The sequence below is a fragment of the Paenibacillus sp. PCH8 genome (genome assembly GCF_002968835.1).
GTDB lineage: Bacteria > Bacillota > Bacilli > Paenibacillales > Paenibacillaceae > Paenibacillus.
The window spans coordinates 279,165-301,613 of the sequence record NZ_PKQK01000001.1; the positions used below are offsets into that span (position 1 = coordinate 279,165).

Annotated in this window: 18 protein-coding genes; 4 read left to right on the top strand and 14 right to left on the bottom strand. The window is 46.8% G+C overall.

Features of this window, described 5'->3' with window-relative positions; genetic code table 11:
* Nucleotides 1-112: 112 nt before the first annotated feature.
* From C0Q44_RS01135 to C0Q44_RS01145, 3 genes are all read right to left on the bottom strand, one after another.
* Nucleotides 113-1,015, bottom strand: coding sequence for an SDR family oxidoreductase (locus C0Q44_RS01135; RefSeq protein ID WP_017690578.1), 903 nt, complete (start codon nt 1,013-1,015; stop codon nt 113-115).
* A 441-nt stretch (nt 1,016-1,456) separates the two neighbouring features.
* A complete protein-coding gene (locus C0Q44_RS01140; protein WP_105405683.1) occupies nt 1,457-2,836 on the bottom strand; it encodes an amino acid permease in 1,380 nt (459 codons plus the stop codon).
* A 272-nt stretch (nt 2,837-3,108) separates the two neighbouring features.
* Complete coding sequence (locus C0Q44_RS01145) at nt 3,109-4,098, bottom strand: ABC transporter substrate-binding protein (RefSeq protein WP_105405684.1); 990 nt, start codon at nt 4,096-4,098, stop codon at nt 3,109-3,111.
* 232 nt (nt 4,099-4,330) lie between these two features.
* Here C0Q44_RS01145 and C0Q44_RS01150 point away from each other — a divergent pair, with 232 nt between their 5' ends.
* Together C0Q44_RS01150 and C0Q44_RS01155 are read left to right on the top strand one after the other, a co-directional pair.
* Entirely contained in the window at nt 4,331-5,377 is a 1,047-nt protein-coding gene (locus C0Q44_RS01150) for a helix-turn-helix domain-containing protein (RefSeq protein WP_105405685.1), read from the top strand.
* A gap of 35 nt (nt 5,378-5,412) precedes the next feature.
* Nucleotides 5,413-6,033, top strand: coding sequence for a TroA family protein (locus C0Q44_RS01155; protein ID WP_374955083.1), 621 nt, complete (start codon nt 5,413-5,415; stop codon nt 6,031-6,033).
* A 61-nt stretch (nt 6,034-6,094) separates the two neighbouring features.
* Here C0Q44_RS01155 and C0Q44_RS01160 read toward each other — a convergent pair whose 3' ends face one another.
* Genes C0Q44_RS01160 through C0Q44_RS01170 form a run of 3 tightly spaced genes read right to left on the bottom strand, consistent with a single transcriptional unit; the run spans nt 6,095 to nt 10,146 of the window.
* Nucleotides 6,095-7,447: a sensor histidine kinase gene (locus tag C0Q44_RS01160; protein ID WP_105405687.1), complete on the bottom strand. Its 1,353-nt coding sequence runs from the start codon at nt 7,445-7,447 to the stop codon at nt 6,095-6,097.
* Nucleotides 7,444-8,118, bottom strand: a complete 675-nt coding sequence (locus C0Q44_RS01165) for a response regulator transcription factor (RefSeq protein ID WP_105405688.1) — start codon at nt 8,116-8,118, stop codon at nt 7,444-7,446. The genes C0Q44_RS01160 and C0Q44_RS01165 overlap by 4 nt, the downstream gene beginning before the upstream one ends.
* 54 nt (nt 8,119-8,172) lie before the next feature.
* Nucleotides 8,173-10,146, bottom strand: coding sequence for a serine hydrolase domain-containing protein (locus C0Q44_RS01170; RefSeq protein ID WP_105405689.1), 1,974 nt, complete (start codon nt 10,144-10,146; stop codon nt 8,173-8,175).
* 167 nt (nt 10,147-10,313) lie between these two features.
* Between C0Q44_RS01170 and C0Q44_RS31385 the strand changes: the two genes are divergently transcribed.
* Nucleotides 10,314-10,682 (top strand): DUF6713 family protein, encoded by a 369-nt coding sequence (locus C0Q44_RS31385; protein ID WP_105405690.1) that lies wholly within the window; start codon nt 10,314-10,316, stop codon nt 10,680-10,682.
* A 181-nt stretch (nt 10,683-10,863) separates the two neighbouring features.
* Entirely contained in the window at nt 10,864-11,856 is a 993-nt protein-coding gene (locus tag C0Q44_RS01180; RefSeq protein ID WP_105405691.1) for a DUF4003 family protein, read from the top strand.
* A 94-nt stretch (nt 11,857-11,950) separates the two neighbouring features.
* Here C0Q44_RS01180 and C0Q44_RS01185 read toward each other — a convergent pair whose 3' ends face one another.
* The 8 genes from C0Q44_RS01185 to C0Q44_RS01220 all read right to left on the bottom strand — a co-directional run bounded on the left by C0Q44_RS01185 (nt 11,951) and on the right by C0Q44_RS01220 (nt 22,442).
* Nucleotides 11,951-12,940, bottom strand: coding sequence for a phosphotransferase (locus C0Q44_RS01185; protein ID WP_105405692.1), 990 nt, complete (start codon nt 12,938-12,940; stop codon nt 11,951-11,953).
* Nucleotides 12,941-13,104: 164 nt separating this feature from the next.
* Nucleotides 13,105-14,886 carry a SulP family inorganic anion transporter gene (locus C0Q44_RS01190; RefSeq protein ID WP_105405693.1) on the bottom strand — a complete coding sequence of 594 codons (1,782 nt, stop codon included), beginning with the start codon at nt 14,884-14,886 and terminating at the stop codon, nt 13,105-13,107.
* Between the two features lie 166 nt (nt 14,887-15,052).
* The gene (locus C0Q44_RS01195) at nt 15,053-15,382 is read right to left on the bottom strand and encodes an ArsR/SmtB family transcription factor (RefSeq protein ID WP_105405694.1); all 330 of its coding nucleotides are present in this window, start codon (nt 15,380-15,382) and stop codon (nt 15,053-15,055) included.
* Nucleotides 15,383-15,490: 108 nt separating this feature from the next.
* Nucleotides 15,491-17,065, bottom strand: a complete 1,575-nt coding sequence (locus C0Q44_RS01200; protein ID WP_105405695.1) for a glycoside hydrolase family 43 protein — start codon at nt 17,063-17,065, stop codon at nt 15,491-15,493.
* Nucleotides 17,062-17,979: a carbohydrate ABC transporter permease gene (locus C0Q44_RS01205; protein ID WP_105405696.1), complete on the bottom strand. Its 918-nt coding sequence runs from the start codon at nt 17,977-17,979 to the stop codon at nt 17,062-17,064. Before C0Q44_RS01205 ends, C0Q44_RS01200 begins: the two co-directional genes overlap by 4 nt.
* Complete coding sequence (locus C0Q44_RS01210; protein ID WP_105405697.1) at nt 17,976-18,950, bottom strand: ABC transporter permease; 975 nt, start codon at nt 18,948-18,950, stop codon at nt 17,976-17,978. Before C0Q44_RS01210 ends, C0Q44_RS01205 begins: the two co-directional genes overlap by 4 nt.
* Before the next feature lie 74 nt (nt 18,951-19,024).
* Entirely contained in the window at nt 19,025-20,695 is a 1,671-nt protein-coding gene (locus tag C0Q44_RS01215; protein WP_105405698.1) for an extracellular solute-binding protein, read from the bottom strand.
* Nucleotides 20,696-20,849: 154 nt separating this feature from the next.
* Nucleotides 20,850-22,442 (bottom strand): response regulator transcription factor, encoded by a 1,593-nt coding sequence (locus C0Q44_RS01220; RefSeq protein ID WP_105405699.1) that lies wholly within the window; start codon nt 22,440-22,442, stop codon nt 20,850-20,852.
* Nucleotides 22,443-22,449: the final 7 nt, after the last annotated feature.

The window sequence follows — 22,449 nt, forward strand, 5'->3', positions numbered from 1 at the left end:
AAATAATTTTATTCCCGGATGATAATGATCGTGAAAGAGGATACTCTCTCCCCAAATGGGAGGCAGTACCCTCTTTCACGATCATTATATTTAACAGAAAATCTTAACTTTATTACGGACTAACCGTACCGCCGTTCGCATTCAGTGTCTCGCCGCTCACATAGCTGGATTCCTGGCTCGCGAGGAACACAAAGGCTGGCGCCATTTCGGCAGGTTGTCCAGCACGGCCAAGTGGTGTATTGGAGCCAAAGTCAGCGAGCTTCTCGACTGGTTGTCCACCCACGACCTGAAGCGGTGTCCATACCGGGCCTGGTGCAACCACGTTGACACGAATTCCTTTGCTTCCCACCTGTTGGGCCAGCGCTTTACTGAACGTGTTAATCGATGCCTTCGTTGTCGCATAATCCAGCAGAATCGGCGAAGGCTTGTACGCCTGTATCGATGATGTGTTGATAATGGAACTGCCCGGCTTCATGTGCTTCACAGCTGCTTTGCAGAGCCAAAACATGGAATAGACATTCGTTTTGAACGTCGCATCGAATTGCTCGGTGGTCAGATCCGCGATCTGCTCGACAAACTGTTGTTTGCCCGCCACGTTAGCCAAGATATCAATGCCGCCAAGTTCTTTTACCGCCGATTCAATGAGTTCTTCGCAATATTTCTCATCCTTCAGATCCCCTGGCATCGTGATCGCTTTACGCCCAGCTTCCTCAATCAGCTTAACGACTTCCTGTGCATCTGCTTCCTCTTCCGGCAGATATGCCAGAACGACATCAGCCCCTTCACGGGCAAATGCAATCGCTGCCGCCCGGCCAATGCCGCTGTCAGCTCCGGTCACGACAGCTTTGCGACCTGTTAAACGTCCGCTGCCTTTATAACTTTTCTCACCCGCATCGGGAACAGGAGTCATCTCGCGCTGGAGCCCCGGCTCATCCTGTTGCTGTTTCCACTCCGGTGTAGCCTTCGGATATTGTGTCGTTGGATCTTGCATCGTGTGCTGGTCTTGATTGGCCATGTTCATTTCCTCCTTGGTTATTTACAGTGATCACTACGATCACAGAATAACCTTCCGATCGCTGTTATCCCCAGATTTTTTTCTCTCCCTTATTTAATGGGGAAATCCGGGAACAGCGTATGCTTCCGATGTAGCTTTCTTGCAGAAAGCTTTTAGGCGAGCACTCCGTTTCTTCAGGTTATTTCTGCGCTCTTCGTTATCATGTAAATATTAAATTAATTATCAGAAGTTGTTTTCATACTTGTTGCACTCTTTCCTTTGTAACCGAGATGGACGGAATTTAAACGAAGCTGACTGCAATTGATGCCAACCTCGTTGCAGTGAATTTTGCGGATCAAAAAATGCACTCCCTGAATGACGCTGAATCACCCGCAGGTTCTCCAATGTATTCAAGGAATGCACGTATGAAATTACGTTATATATTGACTCTGGAATATGAGACTAGCGATCTTCGCCGCCATCTATCCGTTGTCTCTTTCCAATACCAAATGCGAAATATCCAGCCACCACGATGGCCATAAACGTAGCTCCAACAATCAGAGGCAAGCGCGTATCCGGGTTAAACGCCATACCGATGATGACGAGAATCAGATACACAATAATGATGTAATTGCTGATCGGGAACCATTTCGACTTGAAGTTATGATCCGCCATCTCGTGGCCCCAGCGTTTTCTGAACCTGAACTGGCTGAACGCCAGTGCGAACCACGGAACCATACCCGGAAGAACACTTGCGCTGTAGATGTACAGGAATAGCTTGGAGTCCGGCATCAGATAGTTCAGCACAACCCCGATTAACAGCAACGAAATCGTAATGACAATACTGTTGCGAGGAACCCCGCCTTTGGACAGCTTCTTGAAAAAGGCAGGTGCCTGCCCATTCTCCGCCAGCGTATATAACATACGTCCTGCACTGTAGATTCCGCTGTTGCATCCCGACATAGCCGCTGTGAGCACCACGAAGTTGATAATGCCAGCTGCGGCAACAATGCCGACTTTGGCAAAGGTGAGCACAAACGGGCTGCCCGTCTCGCCCACTTCATTCCAAGGATACAGGGTTACGATAACAAAAATGGCGCCGACGTAGAAAATAAGAATACGCCACACGATGTTTTTGATTGCTTTACGTAGCGTGTGCTTGGGATTCTCCGCTTCGCCTGCCGTAATACCGACCATCTCAACGCCCTGATATGCAGCCGTAACGATACATAGCGCGAAGAGGAACCCTTTGATACCTCCTGGAAAGAAACCACCATGGCTGAACAGATTCGACAGACCAATCGCCTGACCCCCATTCCCCCATCCGAAGAAAATGAGACCCGTTCCGATCACGATCATCGCTACTATGGCAACCACCTTAATCATGGCAAACCAGAATTCAAATTCTCCATAGAACTTCACGGCTGCCAGATTCGCCGCCGCAATAATGAGCACACCAGCGAGGGCTGGTAGCCACTGCGGAATATCCGGGAACCAATACCCGACATAGATGCCGATCGCCGTAACTTCCGCCATACCGACCGTAACCCACAGGAACCAGTAACTCCAGGCGGTCAGAAATCCGGCAAGCGGACTGATATATTTGTGAGCAAATGTGGCAAACGAACCGGTCACCGGCTCCTGAATTAACATTTCCCCCATAATACGCATCACAAAAAAGATAACGATTCCGGCCAGTAGATAGGCCAGCAGCACCGATGGACCTGCCCATTTGATCGTGCTCGCCGATCCCATGAACAAGCCAACACCGATTGTACCTCCGAGTGCAATAAGCTCTACATGGCGAGGTTTTAGCCCTCTAGATAGTTGCTTCGATTCCAAACGATTCTCCCCTTTTCACATTCACATTAACGCAATGCAGAATTGCTTCACCAAATTGTACGAGATGTACCACAGAAATACAATATGGATTGTGAGGAAACGGATTCACTACACCTATAGGTATAGGATAACCCCTTTAATGAATATGGCAGTCAGATGAGGTGAAGTCTGATTGTAATGGCTGAGCCATTTCAAGGTGTGGAGTAAAACAATAGAACAAAAAGAACCTCCTTCAACAGGAGGCTCTCTCAACTCTACTACTTATTAACGAACTATTGCTGCTTCATCATGGCAGGCAGTTCATTCAAAAATTCATGCATCGTGTAGGCATCACGTTTATTCCACTTTTGCTCCACTACATACACTTGACCACTCTTAACTGCAGGAAGGTCCTTCCATATGGCTGACTTCATCAGCTCGTCATTCTCAGCGGAATCTTCCCCTGCCCCAGCTGCCATCAAAAATACGTGATCCCCGGCAAACGACGGCAGACTCTCAAGTGATATTTGAGCCCATGGCATTTCTTCATCAATCGTTACCTTTTTCACCTCATCCGGTATATCGAGTCCATAAGGTGAGTATACATCTGCAGCCAGCCCTGTCGTCATAACATACAACGTACGATTTGTATTTAAAAATATCGTTGCTGTCTCATCCGGACCGATGTTCGCACTCTGTTTGAACGCATTCCAGGCTTGCTTCGATTTCGCATCATAATCGGCCAGCCATTGCTGTGCCTCTGCCTCCTTATTCACCAGGAGACCAAGTACAGGCAGGCGCTGCTCCAATGAAGCATCTACGTCGATTCCGACCGTCGGCGCCACTTTCGCAATCTGATCCAACTCCTCCCCTTGAGCGTGAAGACCTGTAATGATCAGATCTGGCTCAAGCTCAACCAGCTTTTCCAGATTCAGCGGCGCTCCAAGATCTTCAATGTCCTTGACTTGATCCTGATATATCGATTCGAACCGACTATCCTGACCAACTGCATCTTCTCCAAGTACAAGCATGTCCCCAAAGGTTTTATTATCATAATAGACGATCCTCTGCGGATCAGTTGGAATCTCTACCTTACGTCCCAGATAATCCACGTACTCTTTGGTTACCGGTTTCTCCGCAGCGGCTTCCGTTTCTTTTAAGGCTGTCTGCTGCGTTGTTCCCCCATTTACCAAAGTACCCTCATTGCTGCTGCAGGCACTCAGACCGATACTCAATACCAGAACCGCACCAACAGACCAACCCCAACGTTTAACACTATACATGACGCTCTCCCCATTCGCTCTGTTTTAATGATAATCATTATCACTATCTTCTACCTATAGTAACGATCCCGCATGGGCACATCAATGGACAATTCAAGGGCTTTTCAGACAATACTTAGCAGGTATACTACCAAGTTACGTCCTATCTTCTCTATGAATTGGTTGAAAAAAGAGTGCATTTACACTATGCTAATTCATGAGAATCGTTATCAATTAGTAAGGGGATTATGGCATGAAGCTTCTATTACATACAGATCAGGAACATGAAGTCTACTCGCTTAGCGAGATTGATTTTATGGAGGAACCCGTTAGTATCATGCCTTCGCAAGAGCATCGTCTCCTCATCGTCGTTTCGGGAAACTTCAGGTTGGATCTGGGGGAAGAGACTCTTGCTGCCATTGGAGGACAATGTTTTTATATTCGACCTGGAGGCAACATTGTACTAGCCAGGCAGGATGATGAGCCGTTCGCCATCTATATGTTTTCTTTTCATGTAATCAAAGTTCAGGATTCGGCCGTCTGGTTTGACACAAGTCCTACCTTTGATGGAAGTACGTTGCGATCAGATCGTTCCTATTCCAGCGTGCACAACATTATTCAAGATATGATTCGTCAGCGCCCCTATATCAACAAAGCAGAAAGCAACGCCTATCAACCCATGTTTCATATGCTGATACTGTCTCTCTCTGAACAGAATACGAAAGTTCCAACTTTGGAAAATGCCAGAGATGCCGTTAAACGCACCCTTATCTATTTGCAGGAACACTACGCCAAGAAAATTAAAGTTCAGGAACTATCCAATATATCCGGGGTCTCCTTATGGCAATACAATGAGCTGTTCCGCTCACTGACAGACAAAACCCCGATTGAGTACTTAACCGAAATTCGCTTGAATCGGGCCAAGGAATTGCTTTTACAGACAGAAGAAACCATTGAATCCATTGCCCATCTGGTTGGATTCAATGATCATTATTACTTTGTCAGACGTTTTCGTCAGAAAACCGGGTTGCCCCCTCGGGAGTATGCAGCGATGCATAAACAAAGCGACAGGGAACAGGACATTCTTTTCCGTGACTCTACAGGAAGGCTATTACAACTCCCCAAGGACAAATCACGTATTGTATATCTGGATCGCAATACCGTAAGTGACTTAATTGTTCTGAATCTGTTTCCAGTCGGCAGTCCAAAGAGTCTATTGGGTCAATTCATCGATACCACTCCATTGGAAAACACAACCGAAATCAGCTTCCCCCCAAGCCTGAGGAGATTCGAAAGCTGAAGCCCGACCTTATTCTCGTCGGCAATTACTATGGTATCTCCCTGGATGAAATGAATACCATTGCTCCAACTATTGTGTTGGATCGTGATCAAACATTGGGTAGCCGCTTGCGGACCCTGGGCCAAATTTTCGGCAAAGAACACGAAGCAGAACATTGGTTGATCCGCTATGACGCTATGGTCGAATATATGTGGGAGGTATGCAAAGACGCATTCGTCCCCGGCGAAACTGCCACAGTTCTTGTCTACGATAATGACGACAGACTCTATGTCATGGCCTCTCAAGGTCTTCCAAACACACTGTATCATGCCAATGGATTCAGTCCTTCTCTTGAAGTTGCGGCATGTATAGAGCAAGGCGAGGCTTTCATTTCTATTGAAGAGAGAGATCTTGAGCGTTATGTGGGCGATCGTATTTTTATTATTTCTGCAACCAGAGATGGGTACGTCGATGACCCTACCTCTTATGAGCGCGAGAGGAGTTGGATGGAAAGCCCCTATTGGCGTGATCTCCCTGCGGTGTGTAACGGGAAAGTATCTCACGTAGGACAGCACTGGAATATGGAGGGCGCTCTGGAACGTATGCATGTGCTACATGCTTTGCCAGAACTGTTGCGTAATCCTACCATGGTAACTCGTGATGATAAACGAATCTAAACATTCATACAAAAAGAGCTACCAAAAAATGATCTTTGGCAGCCCTGAATTGGTTTTTGGATCATCCTAAAGGCAGGTGAACCATCACTGTCGTGCCTTCGCCCACCTTACTTTTCATTTCGACAGTTCCGCAATGAAGCATCACGATTTTTTGGACAATGGCAAGCCCCAGACCATTACCACTGATGCTACGATCGCGCGACAGATCTGTTTTATAAAACCGCTCGAATACATAATCCAGCTGCTCCGGCGCTACTCCAATCCCCGAATCAGTTATCGTGAAAAGAATCCCATTCACCGACTGGCTCGTGCGTATTTCGATACGCCCACCCACGGGAGTAAACTTAATGCTGTTGCCAAGTAAATTCATCCACACTTGGTTAAGCTGGTCCTGATCTGCCCTGATTTGGATGCTGTCTGCCATTTCTAAATGAATTGAAATGCCTTTGGCTGACCATTGAGGTTCGCAAGTCACCACAACTTGCCTGACCTGCTCATCGAGGTTATACGTAATCGGGTCAAATGGATGGTGATCGGAATCCAGCGATGCAAGCTCCAGCAGATTATCACTTAGTCTGGATAGTCGTCCACTCTCCGTGATAATGATGTCCAGATAATAATTACGATCCCCCTCTGCCACCAAGCTGCTGTTTTTCATCGCCATGGCAAAACCGGAAATCGATGTGAGCGGCGTTTGAATCTCGTGAGATACATTTGATACAAAGTCCTGTCTCATCTGTTCCAGCTGTTTAAGCTCACCCGCCATTTCATTAAAACTTTGTGTCAAAGCTCCCATTTCGTCCACACGTTTGGTTTGAATTGCCACATCAAAATCACCCTTCGCCAGACGTTTGGTTGCACGCGTCAACACTTGGATCGGTTTCACCAAATACCTTGCAGCAATAAGAATACAAAGACTTCCGATCAACAGCGCGAGCAATAATACTAGCAGGACCATCCGATTAATGATATTTTCGTTCTGCGGAGAATACTGCATAAACATGGCTTGTGGTTCCCCCTTGTATGGAAAAGGAAGACCTATGAACGTCTGCTCCACCTCTCCGGGAGAACGATAAACCTGGCCTTGCAACACCATTTGAACCACTTCTGGTGCAATTTCAACGGTCTCTGTATGGTCTAGGTCATAAAAAGTTACGTTACCCGAAACGTCATAGAGATGAATGGGATAGGTGGACACTTTCACCATGCTTTGGATGAACGCATCCCTGTCCTCAGGTTGCGTTTGCTCATAAAGCTGGATCAGTTCCTCCCCTGCAGCAATCATATCGTTCTGACCGATATGGTTTACTTCTTTTTTGAAGAGAAAGAGCCCCATGAAGAAAGAGGTCAGCAAGCTGAAGACAATGACGACCAGAAACGTGCAAATAATACGAACATATAAGGTTTTGATCATGTGATAACTAACCGGTAGCCCAGACTGCGAGCCGTTTCAATCTGAAAATGATGTGCATCGCCAGCGAATTTTTCCCTTAGTCGCTTAATGTGAACATCAACCGTCCGGTCATCCCCTTCGTAGTCACTGCCCCAGATCTTGATGATTAACTGTTCCCGGGTAAAAATCTGCCCAGGCTGATTCGCCAGCATGAACAGTAATTCGAACTCTTTTAAAGGCAAATGGATTGTTTCCTCTCCCCGAATCACTTGAAAGCTGCGTCGATTCAGCATAATCCCCCCCAATTGAATCGTCTGGGAAGAGACAATCAAGTAACGTTTCAGCAATGCTTTTACTCTCATCACAAGCTCCAGCGGATCAAAGGGCTTCGTTAAATAATCGTCTGTGCCCAACTGAAATCCCTTTACTTTCTGGGCCGATTCCCCTTTTACCGTGACCATTAGCAATGGCATATTCAGATCCATACGCCGGATCTCCTTACATAATTCCCAACCATCCAATCGCGGCATCATAATATCCAGGATTACCAGATCGATTTGGGATTTTTCCACAATTCCCAGTGCTTCCGCACCGTCTTTGGCTACCACAATCTCGAATCCTTCATTGCGTAAAAACAAGGTAATCAGCTCACGAATATGCACATCGTCATCCACAACTAGGATTTTGGTCATCTGAAATGTATGCCTCCGATATCTATCTTGTTCTTCCTATCTGGGCGCAGGTTTTCAACCAAAATGCCATCCCAGCAGGTTCCAATGATAGAAAAATAAACTCAAGATTACTGCTGCTACCATTACGAACGTATAGTGCACACGCTTGAGCAACGTCCAATATTGATTTTTCCAGGCCAGTACGCTCATCATGAATATGGACGCAGTCAACCCTACGAGGATAACGGGCATGAACAGATAGAGACGTAAGGATAGTGGAATATGGCTTAGTCGATCAATCAGATCCATGTTCAACACCAGAAGCGTTGCGCCCAAGGTTAACAATCCCCATATAGACGTAATAGCCGACAGCCGGACTGCCCATTTCTGCGCTTTTGGCATCACTTTGATTTCGCGTCTGCGATAAACAAATCCATGCAATACGGTGATGAACAGAACGACCGAAATGCCGAGCAAGAGGAGCCAGAACTTCGATTGGTTCACTAACGGCGCAGGTTCAAGCGGCATTGGGTTCAACATATCCAGAAACAGATACGTGACCTTGCCCTCTGCATCGGTGCGGAACCCCATCTGATGTGTCCCTCCGACCTCCTGGAATAAATTCACGCCAATTGGAGTATATACTTGCTGATCTGCACCACTTCCAATAGAAAGCCGGTTATCTGTAACCTCAACATTGATTTGAGTCAGAAAACTGAAAAACTTATCGATCTTCGTGTGATTACGGCGTGTAAATTGATAAGAGCCTGCATATTTTTCCAGGGACTCCCCTAATTCAATAGAAGCTTTATTAGGCTGCTCAGTTGCATGTACAGGATAGTATCGGTCGAAAAAGGCTTGCGCCAACCCTTCTGCTGCCGTTCCGCCTTCCCCCCCACTATAGGAAACAAAGATGCCCACTTTTTTGTCCGGTACAAGATAAAGCGCTGTATTAAACAGCTCGTCGGCCCCTCCATGAGAGATCACACGCAGTCCATTCATATTCAACTCGTAGAAGCCCAGATCCATAGCGGGTAAACGTTCATCAAACTGGAATGCCGGAGAATGCATGAGCTTGGCTGTTTCCGGCTTGAGCATTTGCTTATCTTCATATCGCCCGTCTTGAAGATGGGCAATCATGAAATGAGCCATATCGTTCGCCGACACGCTCCCTGATCCCGCAGGACGAAACCCTCCCTCATACGTTGGCCGTTTAGTTACAAACTCGCCGTTAGCTCGGGTGTATCCAAGGACGGCATAAGTCTCCAGAGAGGCTGGAACAGGCTCCTCTACCGTAGCATAATTCATGTCCAGCGGATCAAATATATTTTTCTGTATATAGTCATTATAGGCAACACCACTGACCTCTTCGACGATAAGTCCCGCGAGCGAGGCACCATAATTGGAATACGACAACATCTCGCCTGGTGGTTTAACCCGTGCAGGCATATGTTTAGCCATGGTTTCAGCAATAGAGACGGGCAGTTTCCCCGGATCGGTAGTGATCTGGTAACCTACACCACCTTCCTCGAACCCTGCAGTATGGGTCATGAGATGGCGTAACGTAATGGGTTCCTCATAGGTTTTCGGTATTTGTACCGTTTTTAGATAGGTGTTAACGTCTGTATCGAGATCAAGCTTGCCCGCCTCAACCAATTGCATCACAGCGGTCCATGTGAACAGCTTGGTTGTCGAAGCAATTCGGAATAAGCTGGTGTTAGGATCAACGGGTTTATTTACTGCGATATTCGTATGTCCGTACCCTTCGGAGAGCAGGATCTTCCCATCCTTCACAATCGAAATGACTGCACCCGGAATTTGTAAAGAACTCATCTGCATATCCATAATCCCATCCATAAATGCTGTTAACTGATCAGAATCATCCAGATTCGCCGCGGCTCCTTGTTCCAATTTACCCGAAGTCAACCCCAGATTGGATACTGCCGCTGATACGGGAGCTATAGTCCCTAACCCCGTTGTCCCTAATGTAACGCCTAACAGCACCAGCAACATCATTTTCCCCAAAATCTTCCTTATTGTCGATGACATGACCAACCTCCACCACTCCGCATATTTTGAATACCTGTTCTTTACGCTTTCTTTCGAGAGCATATCAAGAACGTATGAACGGAGCGTGAACCTTTTCGTCATATTTTGCCAAATAGAGTTGGCTTTAGTAACATAGGAGAAGGTTGAAAAAGAAAAGGAGGCTTTACATGCCCGACTTGTTATTGATCTTATTTTTGTTTAATTTATCTCTATTTCTCCTGCACGAGATGGATGCCATCAGGCGGTCCGAGTGGAGATTGTTTATCGTATTGAAAGATATGGAAGATGAGAAAGCCTATAAGTGTTTCACATTCGTTCACTTACCATTGTACACCGTCATACTCACACTGCTTTTCAGCTCATATCAGACCATCACGTTCTGGGTGCTGGATATATTTTTCATCATTCATGCCGTATTGCACCTGTTTTTTGAAAGGCACCCTCGTAATGAATTTAAGAATACATACTCCAGATCATTTATCTATCCCATGGGAATTATCGCCTTGATTCATTTAATATTCCTTATGCTTAGGTAAGAGCGTATGCTGTGTCATTAAAGAATTACGGCTTCGAGGTTCCCATGCAGAGAAAACAAAATTGAAATCCATAGAGAACATTTGGGAACAATCCCCTCAGTTGCAGGTGCTCTGATCAAGAAGCAGGGTCTGCAAAACAATATACATGAGTAAAAGTATTCATCATTCGGAGGTTCTGCGTATGCAACCACAACATGCGGCAAGAGTCGAATTATTCGTATCCAACGCACAGATCATCAAGAAGTCGTTCAAATGGCAACATGCCATGATGCAGCGTCTGGCGGCCTTGCTCTATGCGGCGGAGAATAAAAGCGCAGATGAGGAAGCCATTCGTCAAAGTCATGAGTTGATTAAGCAACATACGAAACTTTTCTCTTCATTTAGAGGTCATTCGTCTTTTAGTATCGCGACCATGCTCTCCCTCACACCGGATAAGAATGTAAGACTGACAGACACTCTTCATGTCTATGATTTGATGAAACAGATAAAGTTTCGCAGCTCTGATTACCTCGTTATTGCGGCCTATCAGATCGCTACTCAGGTACCCCCTGAACAGTTCCAGCTGAAGGTGGAACGAGCCAAATCATTTTATGACGGCATGAAAGCGGAGCATCCCTTCCTTACTGGACAGGATGACTACATTTTCACAGCCATGTTAGCCATCTCGGATCTGGAGGTGGATTCCGGTATAGCACGTATGGATCAGTTCTATCGCGAGTTAAAACCAGAGTTCTTCTCCAGAAACAGTGTGCAGGCGTTAACACAGGTACTGGTTATAGGAAATGACAACCCGGAGACAAGTACTCGAGTACTCGCATTAAACGAAGCTTTCCGCAAAAGGAATCTTAGGATGGACAAAACGTATACTTTACCCTCCCTCGGCACCCTCTCCCTGTTGTCTGCTGACAGTGAGCAGCTAGTAGATCAAGTCGAGGAAACACATGACTGGTTGCGAACCCAGAAGAGCTTCGGCGCCTGGTCGATCGACAAACAGGAATTACTGCTGTTCTCGTCTGCGTTGATCGCCATCCAGCATGTAGAGAGTCTGCGAAGCGGTGTTCTTACAACGACAATGTCAACGAGTATCACGAACATTATTATCGCACAGCAAGCCGCCATGACCGCAGCTGCCGCGGCAACGGTTGCCGCCGCTTCATCCTCTTCATCAAACTAACAGAGGTCCTAGTCAGACTGTTGTCTGTATGCTAACCGCAAAAAACGAGTATCAGGGGAAACCTGAGTACTCGTTTTTTGATGCTGTACCTAATTTAACTAACCATGCCCGTATCACGGAACTCGTCTATGAAGCTATCCAGCCAATCTGTACCATAGTCCAGTGCCCCCGTATCACTTTCAATAAACGCAACATCCAGACCCATAACCCAGAATCTACGGGCGATGATGAATAGATCAACGGCATTTTCATCCTGTGTGGAGAAACTTCGAACGGAACGATAACCCGCCATGATTGCATCCCACAAAGCTGCTTTTCGCTCATCGGATTGTCTCTTTCGTGCCTTCACCTGGGCCAGATCGTATGCACGCCAGCCTTTTGCCGCCCACTCGAAGTCGTAATGGATAAACTGTTTCCCCTGCTGAAAAGCGTTATTGTTCCCATGCATATCGCCATGACACAGTCCAAAGTCCAGGCTTTGACTGGACAGGGTAGCAATTCGTTCTTTCAACGTTTGTGTAAACGCATTCAGAAATAGTGCCGCTTCACTACTTTTCCCGACATAATTCAAGATTCGCTCCAGCGGCTCGTCGATCAGGAACTTCGTATCCAGCTCATACCTGGGCAGCTCTACAACCACCTGATCCATGGTCTTATGTAATTCAGCCGCAGACTGACCAAAGGTATAACAAGATTCCTCATCCTCAAGGTTGTTCTCTGCTCCTTCGATATAGCGAAACATCACCGCCACCCGTTTGCCTTCCGCCGCATCCAGCATCGTATATCTGGTGTGATCTTTTTTCTCAATATACTCTCCAATATCGGTATGTACAGATGAACCTAACGTACTTTTTAATGCAGACAATAAAGACAGTTCGTACTGGACATCCTCTTCCGTAATCTCAGCGCGATAGATACGAAGAATATAATAACCGCTTGACGTGCGTACCCGGTAGGTATCATTCAACCCTCGCAGCCAAAACAAACATTCTTCCCATGTTCCCATGTCATACTGCTTGCTCAGTGCCCACTCCAAATACGCTGGATTGAGCACGGAACGTAGTGCAGTCGGTTGATTGAACATCTTAGTGCCCCTCTCTCGTGGATTGGATCATAGCTCTATTCTTGAACGAATGTGATCAGCTAACGTTCAATCTATAACATAGTCTATTATTGATCCAATTTCCAGATATTATATTAAGGGCGATAGACTATATGGTCTGCGGATCACAGCGTCTTGCTCCATAATTACATAGAACGATGAGTACGGACAGGCAACGTTTTACCCTTCTCCAGTAAACTTTTCCGGTCAGTAACAGAACTCTCACGCGACAATGCTGTGCACTCACGAAAGGCAAAATGCTTGCAACCTTTACACTTCTCCTGATTCAGATGCTGTAGTGCATAGTGGATTGCTTCGCCTGTATGTTCAAACCGATGTGCCGGATTCAATCGCGCCAATAACCCTGTTCGCTTCAGCATCTCCATAGGCTGCTCCTGTATGCCAGATAACAGCACCATCCCGCCTGAACGCTCCAAATGCTGAATCAAACTTGCCAGGTTCGCCTCACCCGTTGTATCGATAAAAGGAACCTTGCCCATGCGTAGCAGCAACATGCCTGGGCGTCGATGAATCGAATCCATAATGGACTTTTCGAACATATCCGCGGCGCCAAAAAATAAAGGACCTTCAATGGTATATAGACTGATCTGCGGACAATCATGCCCCTCCTGAACCATGTGAGCCATCACCTTCTCATGCTTGTGATCGGGATCGGGTAACACTTTGGCCACTTTTAGCATTTCGCTCATACGTTTCACAAATAAAAGAACGGCCAGAACCAGTCCAACCTCCACTGCCGTTGTAAGGCTTGTAAATACAGTCAGCAAAAAGGTGATGACCAGCACGAGTGAATCCCCCGTTTTGGTACGCAGCACATGCACGAATGATTTGCGCTCACTCATATTCCAGGCAACCAGCATCAGAACCGGGGCCATACTGGCTAGTGGAATGTGGGATGCATAGGGCGCGAAGAGAACAAGCACAAGCAAAACAACTACACCGTGGATCATGCCAGACAACGGGGATACCGCACCAGATTTAATATTTGTAGCCGTACGCGCAATCGCTCCTGTTGCAGGAATCCCCCCAAATAGCGGGGTCACTATATTAGCGATTCCCTGCCCAATCAGCTCACGGTTGCTGTTATGACGGCTTCCAGTCATGCCATCCGCAACAACGGCGGAGAGCAGCGATTCAATCCCACCCAGCATGGCAATCACAAAGGCAGGTTGCAGTAAGTTCATCACACGTTCCCAAGTGATCTCTGGCATATGGAACCGGGGTAAATTTCCCGGAATGGTACCGAAGGACGAGCCAATCGTGGCCACCTGGTCTTTGAAAAAGAGTGCGGCTACCACCGTGGATAGCAGCAGACCGAGCAGCGAAGCGGGTACCTTGGGTGCGTACTTGGGCACAACCAGAAGGACGGCCAGACAGATTCCAGCTGTCAGTAAACTGTATATATTGAGCGTTGAGAGGTGCATCCCGATTTCTTTCATATTGGACCAAAAATCCTCATGCTTCTCCATCCCTCGAAGTCCCAGGAAGTTCCCAATCTGGCCACTAAAAATAATGACGGCTATGCCCGCCGTGAAACCGATGGTGACGGGCCTTGGAATAAACTTAATTAACGCACCAAGCTTGAATACTCCCATAAGTACAAGCATGAATCCAGCCATCATGCCGGCAATCAGCAGATTTTCGTATCCATACTGCATCACAATGGCAAAGAGAATTGGAATAAATGCACCCGTTGGCCCACCAATCTGGAACTTGGAACCTCCCAGCAACGAAATGAGAATGCCTGCAATGATCGTCGTATACAAGCCATACTCCGGCTTGACCCCGGAGGCAATAGCAAATGCCATACCTAGCGGAATCGCAATGATCCCCACAATCAGCCCCGATACCAGATCCTTGCGAAAATCGGAAGCTTGATAACCTGCGTATCTCCCCGTCCATTTCATGTATGCTGACCTTCTTTTCTTTATATATTTGAATATTTGAATATATTTAAAACACTACGCCCCTTACCGGGTCCTGTCAATCGAATTCCGCACCAATCCGGCAGGAAAACAGCACAAAAAAACAAGAGGCTCCCGAATTGACTTTCGGTTGCTCTTGTTTATTGTGTCAGGACTCTTTTCGAATATCCTCCAGCATGGAGATGGCATCGACCAGATGATTGTCAAAGATCTGTTTGGCTACTGCAAGCAGGTCTTTAATCAGCGGGTCACGCAGCGAATACGTGACGGTTGTCCCTTCTTTTGTACCCTGGACAACGTTTTTGCTGCGCAAGACAGCCAACTGCTGTGATACGGCAGAACCTTCTGAGCCGAGAATGCTCTGCAGCTCGTTCACGCTCTTCGCTCCTTCACTCAGCAGCTCCAGGATCTGAATTCGCATTGGATGCGCCAACGCTTTGAAAAAATCCGCTTTAAACTGTTGTATGCTCTGATTCATACGCTATGCCCCTTCAATCGAACTTATGAAGATGCAAATATCATAACATATAACATATTGAAAGAAAGTTCTCTTCATCCCATCATCATCCGGTCGAGACCGACTCTGCTAAAGGGCGCTATATTCAAACCAGTCGAAATCAGCCACCTGATTCGATGGCTCGCCATTGCTGGTGCTGAACATGCCGATGCAACAACCCACGAAGCCCCCGGCAACCTCCGTACTCAAGCTGCTTGTATCCACTTGCGCTGCCACCAGATGATACTGACTTCCATCTGTGCTGTAGTAGAAGCTGAGTTGCTGTCCTGATGCAGCCATTTTGATATACAAGCGCGGCGCATCGCCATCCAGCACGATTTGTGCAATACGGGATTCCTGACCGTCGATGCAGGTTATGACGCGCAGCACCTGCTGTTTCTCCGTCATCGTCCGCTCAATCCGTATATGATATTGATCGTTCTGAATGACGACAAGACCCGCCGTCTCCTTCGGATTCTGAGGCACAAATTCCATTGCTGTAGCTGCCACGTAATCCATATGTCTCTGCCGCAGGCAGACAAAGCTGGAATTCTCTTTATCTTTTAATGTTTGCGGTTTCAGCTTCAGCCGCAGGTGTCCCTTACGTTCGGTTAATGAATACAGGTCTTCCTGAGGATTGCGCAGAAACATCCATTGCAAGCCCAGATGATCGCTGTCAAAGTGATCGGTGCGCAATTGCGGCTCGACGGGAGCAGGTGCCAAATCCAGAATACCCTGTTCCTCCAGGATACCACGACCTTCATTCACAACAGGCCAGCCGTCCTCCCACTCGACAGAAGCAAGGAAGGTCTCCCGGCCCAGATTGCTATAACTCCCTCCATACGGACGGGAAGCAAGCATCACCATGAACCATTGACCACTCGCTGCCTGTACCAAGTCAGCATGGCCTACATTAACAACGGGATACCGCTTGCCCAAATGTCGATGCGTAATAATCGGATTGTTCGGATTCCCGACATATCCTTCGGTCAGACTTTGACTGCGAGCGATAGTCACGGCATGATTCGGCCCTGTTCCTCCTTCTGCAATCATTAAATAGTAATACTCTTCCACTTTATACAGATGCGGTCCTTCCGGCCATATGACATCCACCATCGCCCCGCGCCAGAGCACATGACTATCCCCGACCAGCTTCATTGTGGTCAGATCCAATTCCCTCAGCCATACTTCCCAATTGCCGTTATAACGAACGCCTTCAGAACAAGGCCGTGTTCCCAGATAATAGGCTTTGTCGTCATCGAAGAAAATCGTGGGATCAATGCCTTCTGCTCCTTCAATAAAATATGGATCAGACCAGGGTCCAGCCGGGTCTGTTGCGGTTACCACAAAATTGCCACCATGTGATACGTTTGTTGTAATCATATAGAAGGTTCCATCATGATAACGAATCGTCGGAGCGAAAATGCCCTGGGAATGGCCCGCGCCCTGGAGATTCAATTGGGAAGGACGATCGAGTACGTTGCCAATCTGTTTCCAGTTCACAAGGTCACGGCTCTGAAAGATCGGAACGCCAGGAAAATAGGCAAATGTCGATGTCACCAAATAAAAATCTTCCCCCACCCGACATACGGACGGATCTGGATAGAATCCGGGCATAATCGGGTTCTTGAACGTACATTGCTCGCCTTGAATTGCATTTTTCATTCTTTTACCCCTCCAATGGTGAGTCCTGTCACAAAGTATTTTTGCAAGAACGGATACAACAAAACGATAGGCATGGCCGTCACAACCGTGATCGCTGCCCGAATGGATACGGGAGTGACCATGTTGGTGACATTTTTGTACTGATCTACATTGACGGTTCCACCCTGTGAAGTGGCAGATGACAATAATTTCATCAATTCATACTGCAAAGTGGTCAAATTCCGGTTTCCCGCCGTATAGAGCATGGAGTCAAACCAGGAGTTCCACTGCCCCACTGCAATGAAAAGCGCGACGGTTGCCAGCACAGGCTTGGACAACGGAAGCACGATGCGCATGAAGATTTTGAAATCGCCTGCCCCGTCCATCTTCGCGGATTCAATCAGTCCCTCAGATAGTCCCTGAATGTAGGTGCGGACCACGATCATGTTAAAAACACCGATCAAACCGGGAATGATGTATACCCAGAAACTGTTCAACAACCCGACTTGCTTGATTAGCATGTATCCCGGAATTAATCCGCCGCTGAAATACATCGTGACCACGAACAGTGTTGTGACCAACTTGTTAAACATGTACTCCCTGCGACTCAAAACATAGGCTAACATCGCGGTACAGAACAGTTGCACAATCGTGCCTATCACCGTTCTGGCGACCGAAATAAATGCCGCTTGCGTGAGGTGGGGATTCTGAAACACGGAAACGTAATTCTGTAGAGTCCATTCCCTTGGCCAGAGATATATTCCTCCACGGATCGTATCCAGCCCGTTATTGAAAGATACGGCAATGGTGTTTAAAAAAGGATATAACGTAACAACCATGACGAGCAACATAAAAATTCCATTGGTAATGGAGAAAATGGAATCACCCCGGCTTCGCTTTCCACTATATCGCTTCACAACGCTGCCCCCTGTCATATCAACCGCTCTTCGCCAAGAGCTTTTGCAAGCCCATTAGCCATGAAGATCAGCACCAGACTGACCACACTTTTGAAGATGCCTGCTGCAGTGGCAAGCGAATAGTTACCCAGGTTGATCCCGTATTTCAATACAAAAATGTCGATGGTCTCGGACACGTCTTGCACCAGCCCGTTCCCCAGCAAATATTGAATCTCAAAACCTGCATTCAGCACATTGCCGACATTGATAATGAGTAAAATAATGATTGTGGATTTGATACCTGGAAGAGTGATATTCCACATTTTGCGTAACCGGCCAGCTCCATCAATGGAAGCCGCTTCGTACAAGCTTGGATTAATGGAGGTCATGGCAGCCAGATAGATGATGGTACCCCACCCAATTTCTTTCCACATGCTGGACAGACCGACGATGCCCCAGAAGTATTTCGGATCGGCAAAAAAATTGATCGGTGCGCTGATCAAGCCAAGCTTTGTCAGCAGCACATTCACGATGCCCGTCTCGGTTGATAATACATTCGCTACAATCCCGGTCACGATGATCCAAGACAGGAAATGCGGCAGGTAGGAGACGGTCTGTACAACGCGCTTGAATAATACCATTCGCAGTTCGTTCAACAGCAGCGCCAGACCAATTGAGCCGACAAATCCCAGAAACAGACTGATCAGGCTCATCGCCAGCGTATTTCGAATAACACGTACAAAGGTAGGGTCCGTAAACAACGTTCGGAAATGCTCCATGCCTACCCACTCCTGCTGAGAAAAGCCAAGTCCAGGTCTGTAATTCTGGAACGCCATCAACCAACCCCATAACGGTCCATATGCAAAAATAGCGATAAATGCAATGAATGGGAATGACATCCACATTAACTGCCGCTGACTTTTCATTCGTGACAGATTATATCCAATCCAGCTTTCTCCTGTCGGAAAATGGCTGGGTTTTAACGAAGGCTGTAACTCCTTTTTGGCCATTCTTTTTCTCTCCTTACGTTATCGTGTAAGAAAGGCTACAGGATTTCCCATAGCCTTTCTGCACAGCAGATCATTTATCCCCACAGTTCCATGCGTCTACGGACTTCTTCCGTCAGAGCATCTTCGTATGCTTTGATATCTGCACTTTCCTTGAGTGTGGCTTGATACTCCTCCCACGCCTTGTCGAATTCGGCCGGTGACGTCATGATCACTTTGGGCAACCATTTACGTTTTACGTCGTCCATCTTCTGTCTGGCAACGGTCTCCGGTTTATTGGGTTCAAAATTATAGGTATAAATCGGGAACCATGGTTCATTTTCTTCCGCAGGCTCAAGGAAGTCGGTAAATTTCGTATATCCGTAAGCCTTGAGCACTTTTTTGTCGATATCATTCAGCGTAGCGAGGTATTCCTCAGGCTGTTCCTTAGGGTCCAGTGCATTTTTTCCGTCAGCGGTCTTTCCTTCATGATGCGGGAAGTACACCAGCGGACTGCCTGTGTTCGCCAGTACCCAGTCTGGATCTTGTGCATGGGCTCGCTGCTCTTCATTTCGGGAGAACACACCTTTGTCATCCACTTGGTAATCCACGCCTTCCTGTCCCCAGGTTCGCAGTGCTTCGATCTCAGGGTCCAGCAAATCATTGATGAACTTGAGGGCTCCTTCTACGTCTTCGCAGCTCTTGGTAATGGCCAAACCGCCATTCACGTTAAGAATAGGCTTGTGCTGATAGCGCCCTTTAACATCCTCTGAAAGTGTGATGGACAATGGCACATAGGTTTTGTCATACAATTTTTGCTTCACGAGGGATGCTTCGGCGTCAAGGAACTGCCATCCCTGGTCCACCATGCCCAGCACACGTCCGGTCGAAATTTTGGAAATATATTGATCATAGTTGGCTGTAAAGGTCTCATTATCCACCAGGCCTCTATGGTACACTTCATTGATCTTCTGGAAATACGCCTTCGCTTCCGGAATCGTATTGTAGTTTTTGGCTGTCAAGGTTGCTTTGTCAATGATAGCAGCACCTTCATTTGGATAACCAGCCAGGAACAATGGAGGATTCTCCAGTGCGAAATAACGCCAATCGTATGAAATGATTTCAAATCCGATCGTTGGCTGACCATCCATCGTTGGATGAGCGGATTTATACCGTTCGATCAAGTCAAAATATTGATCCAATGTCTTAATCGTCGGATAATTGGCCCATTCCAGTACAGCCTTCTGAATCCAGAACGCTTCCCCATCATGAGATACCTTCATGGACTCACCTTGAACATTGCCGAATTGAGGAATGAAGTAAATATGACCATCCGTTGTGTTTTTCATTTTCTTCCAGTCTTCGCCCAAATAATTTTTGATGTTCGGATATTTATCAATGTAATCCTCAAGCGGTACGAGTGCATTTGCTGCTACCAATTGCTGAGTGCCGTCACTTCCATCGATAAAGTCGGGATATTCCCCGCCGGCAATCAGTACACCAATTCGTTCTTTGGCCGTCTGACCAGTAAGCCAGTCCATCGTTACTCGAACACCTGTTTTTTCCTCAATCACCTTCAGCACCCGATTATCGTCAGGTGCAAGTTTGCCCGGCACCGCAAAAAATGCGGAGAATTGCTTTAATTCTTTGCCGTCTGCTGTTTTTTCACCAGACGAAGATGATCCCGGCGTACATCCAGACAGCGTCATAACCAGTATTAAAGCAAGCAAAGCGGTATACTTGACTCTTTGTCTAACATTCCTTTTCATCATGACCCCTCCATGCGATTATGTTGACAAAACCTCTTTAGAAAGCGCTTTCTAAAGGATAACTTAAAATTATCATGGTTCCTTGACCCCCTCAACGGGAGAAAGTATAGTTCACATCCCAATAATTCCAGCATATAAAAAAACCTGCTCCCCTTTAAGGAGTGCAGGATGACGAATCCAGAGTGTACATGGCATGGTTCCGTTTGCGATACTGAGCAGGAGTCGCCCCCATGATTTTTTCGAATCGGTTAATAAAATAATCTGAATCCCGATATCCGACCATGGCCGCAATTTCGTATACCCTGTGATCTGTTCTCCGTAACAGCCTCGTTGCTTCTTCAATACGAAGTTGATTTAAGTAATCACTAAAGTTCATGGCGTAATGCTTTTTGAAAATCTGTCCCAAATACGCACTGTTCATATAAAATTGCTCACCTAGCAGCTTTAGGCTGATATTCTCCTTGTAATGCTCATGGACGTAGGTCTCGATCTTGGCGAGTACGCCCATCGCATTCCATTTTTGCTGTTGTTTCAGCTTCTCTGCACACATATGCGAGAATGCACATAGATTTTCGATATTTTCCTCCATCGACAACATCACATAGTTCATCTGGAGAAACGTCGACTGCATCAACCCGTCATCCATATTCCCCGTATCACTGTTCACAAGATCCAATAAGGTATAAGCCAAATAATGAAGATGAATGCGGACAATCCCAGGTTCAATTCGTTCATCCAGAAAAAATTGAAAGATGGTCTCTGCATGGCTACGCAGCTCATCTGTCTGTTGCTTCTCAATCGCTTTGATCAGCCCATCAAACAATTGTTTCTCTTGCTGTCCTGGACGATTGGTAAATAACGTAGTATCCATATGTTCGAAATAATAGACAGGTCTGCAAGCGGTGAAGAAACGTAAGCTCTTTATGTTGCCGCAAGATTGATAGGACTCGTGCAGTTCCTCCAACCTGTGTACTTCCTTCCCGACATAAAAAGTGATAGCCCCCTCCAGGCCCTGGCTCAGTTCGACATGTAATTGGGAGATGTATTGCTCCATGGACCTGCCATTACGCTTCAACAACAGGTCTGTTACAATGAGCAACACTGCATTTTTTTCACCTGTAAACGGCTTCAATACCTGCCCCATAGCAGGTTCGCTTACCCGCTTTGCTACCCGTGAGTACCATTCCGTGTCCGGCTCCTGACCCGTCTCCGCTTCAATGAGTATACAGCGCAGAGTACTCGCATCCTGATAGTGGGGCTGTACACTGGCGACGATTTCCCTGTCAGCAACCCCAAGCAAGATGGACTGCATGTGCTGGGTCATAATAATCTGATCCTTTTTTTGCTGATGTCGTTTCTCTTCGGTTCTTACAAGGAACGAAGCTTTGAATGCCTCAAGTACTTGAATCAGTTCTGTTTTCACGATGGGCTTGAGAATATAATCATTCACCTGGTATTTGATCGCTTGTTTGGCATACTCAAATTCATAGAACCCGCTTAGAAGAATCATCTGGATTTCGCCGTTATACTGTTCATATAAGGTTTGGGCCAGCTGCATTCCATTCATATCCGGCATCTTGATGTCGGATATGACCAGATCGGGCTGCTGGGCCCGAATGCACTCCATCGCCTGCAAACCGTTTGAAGCCTGCCCACAGATTTGAAATCCATAAGAGTTCCAATCAATAAGCAACCGAAGCCCTTCGCGAATAAACGGCTCATCATCCACTATCAGCACGTTAATCATATCCTCG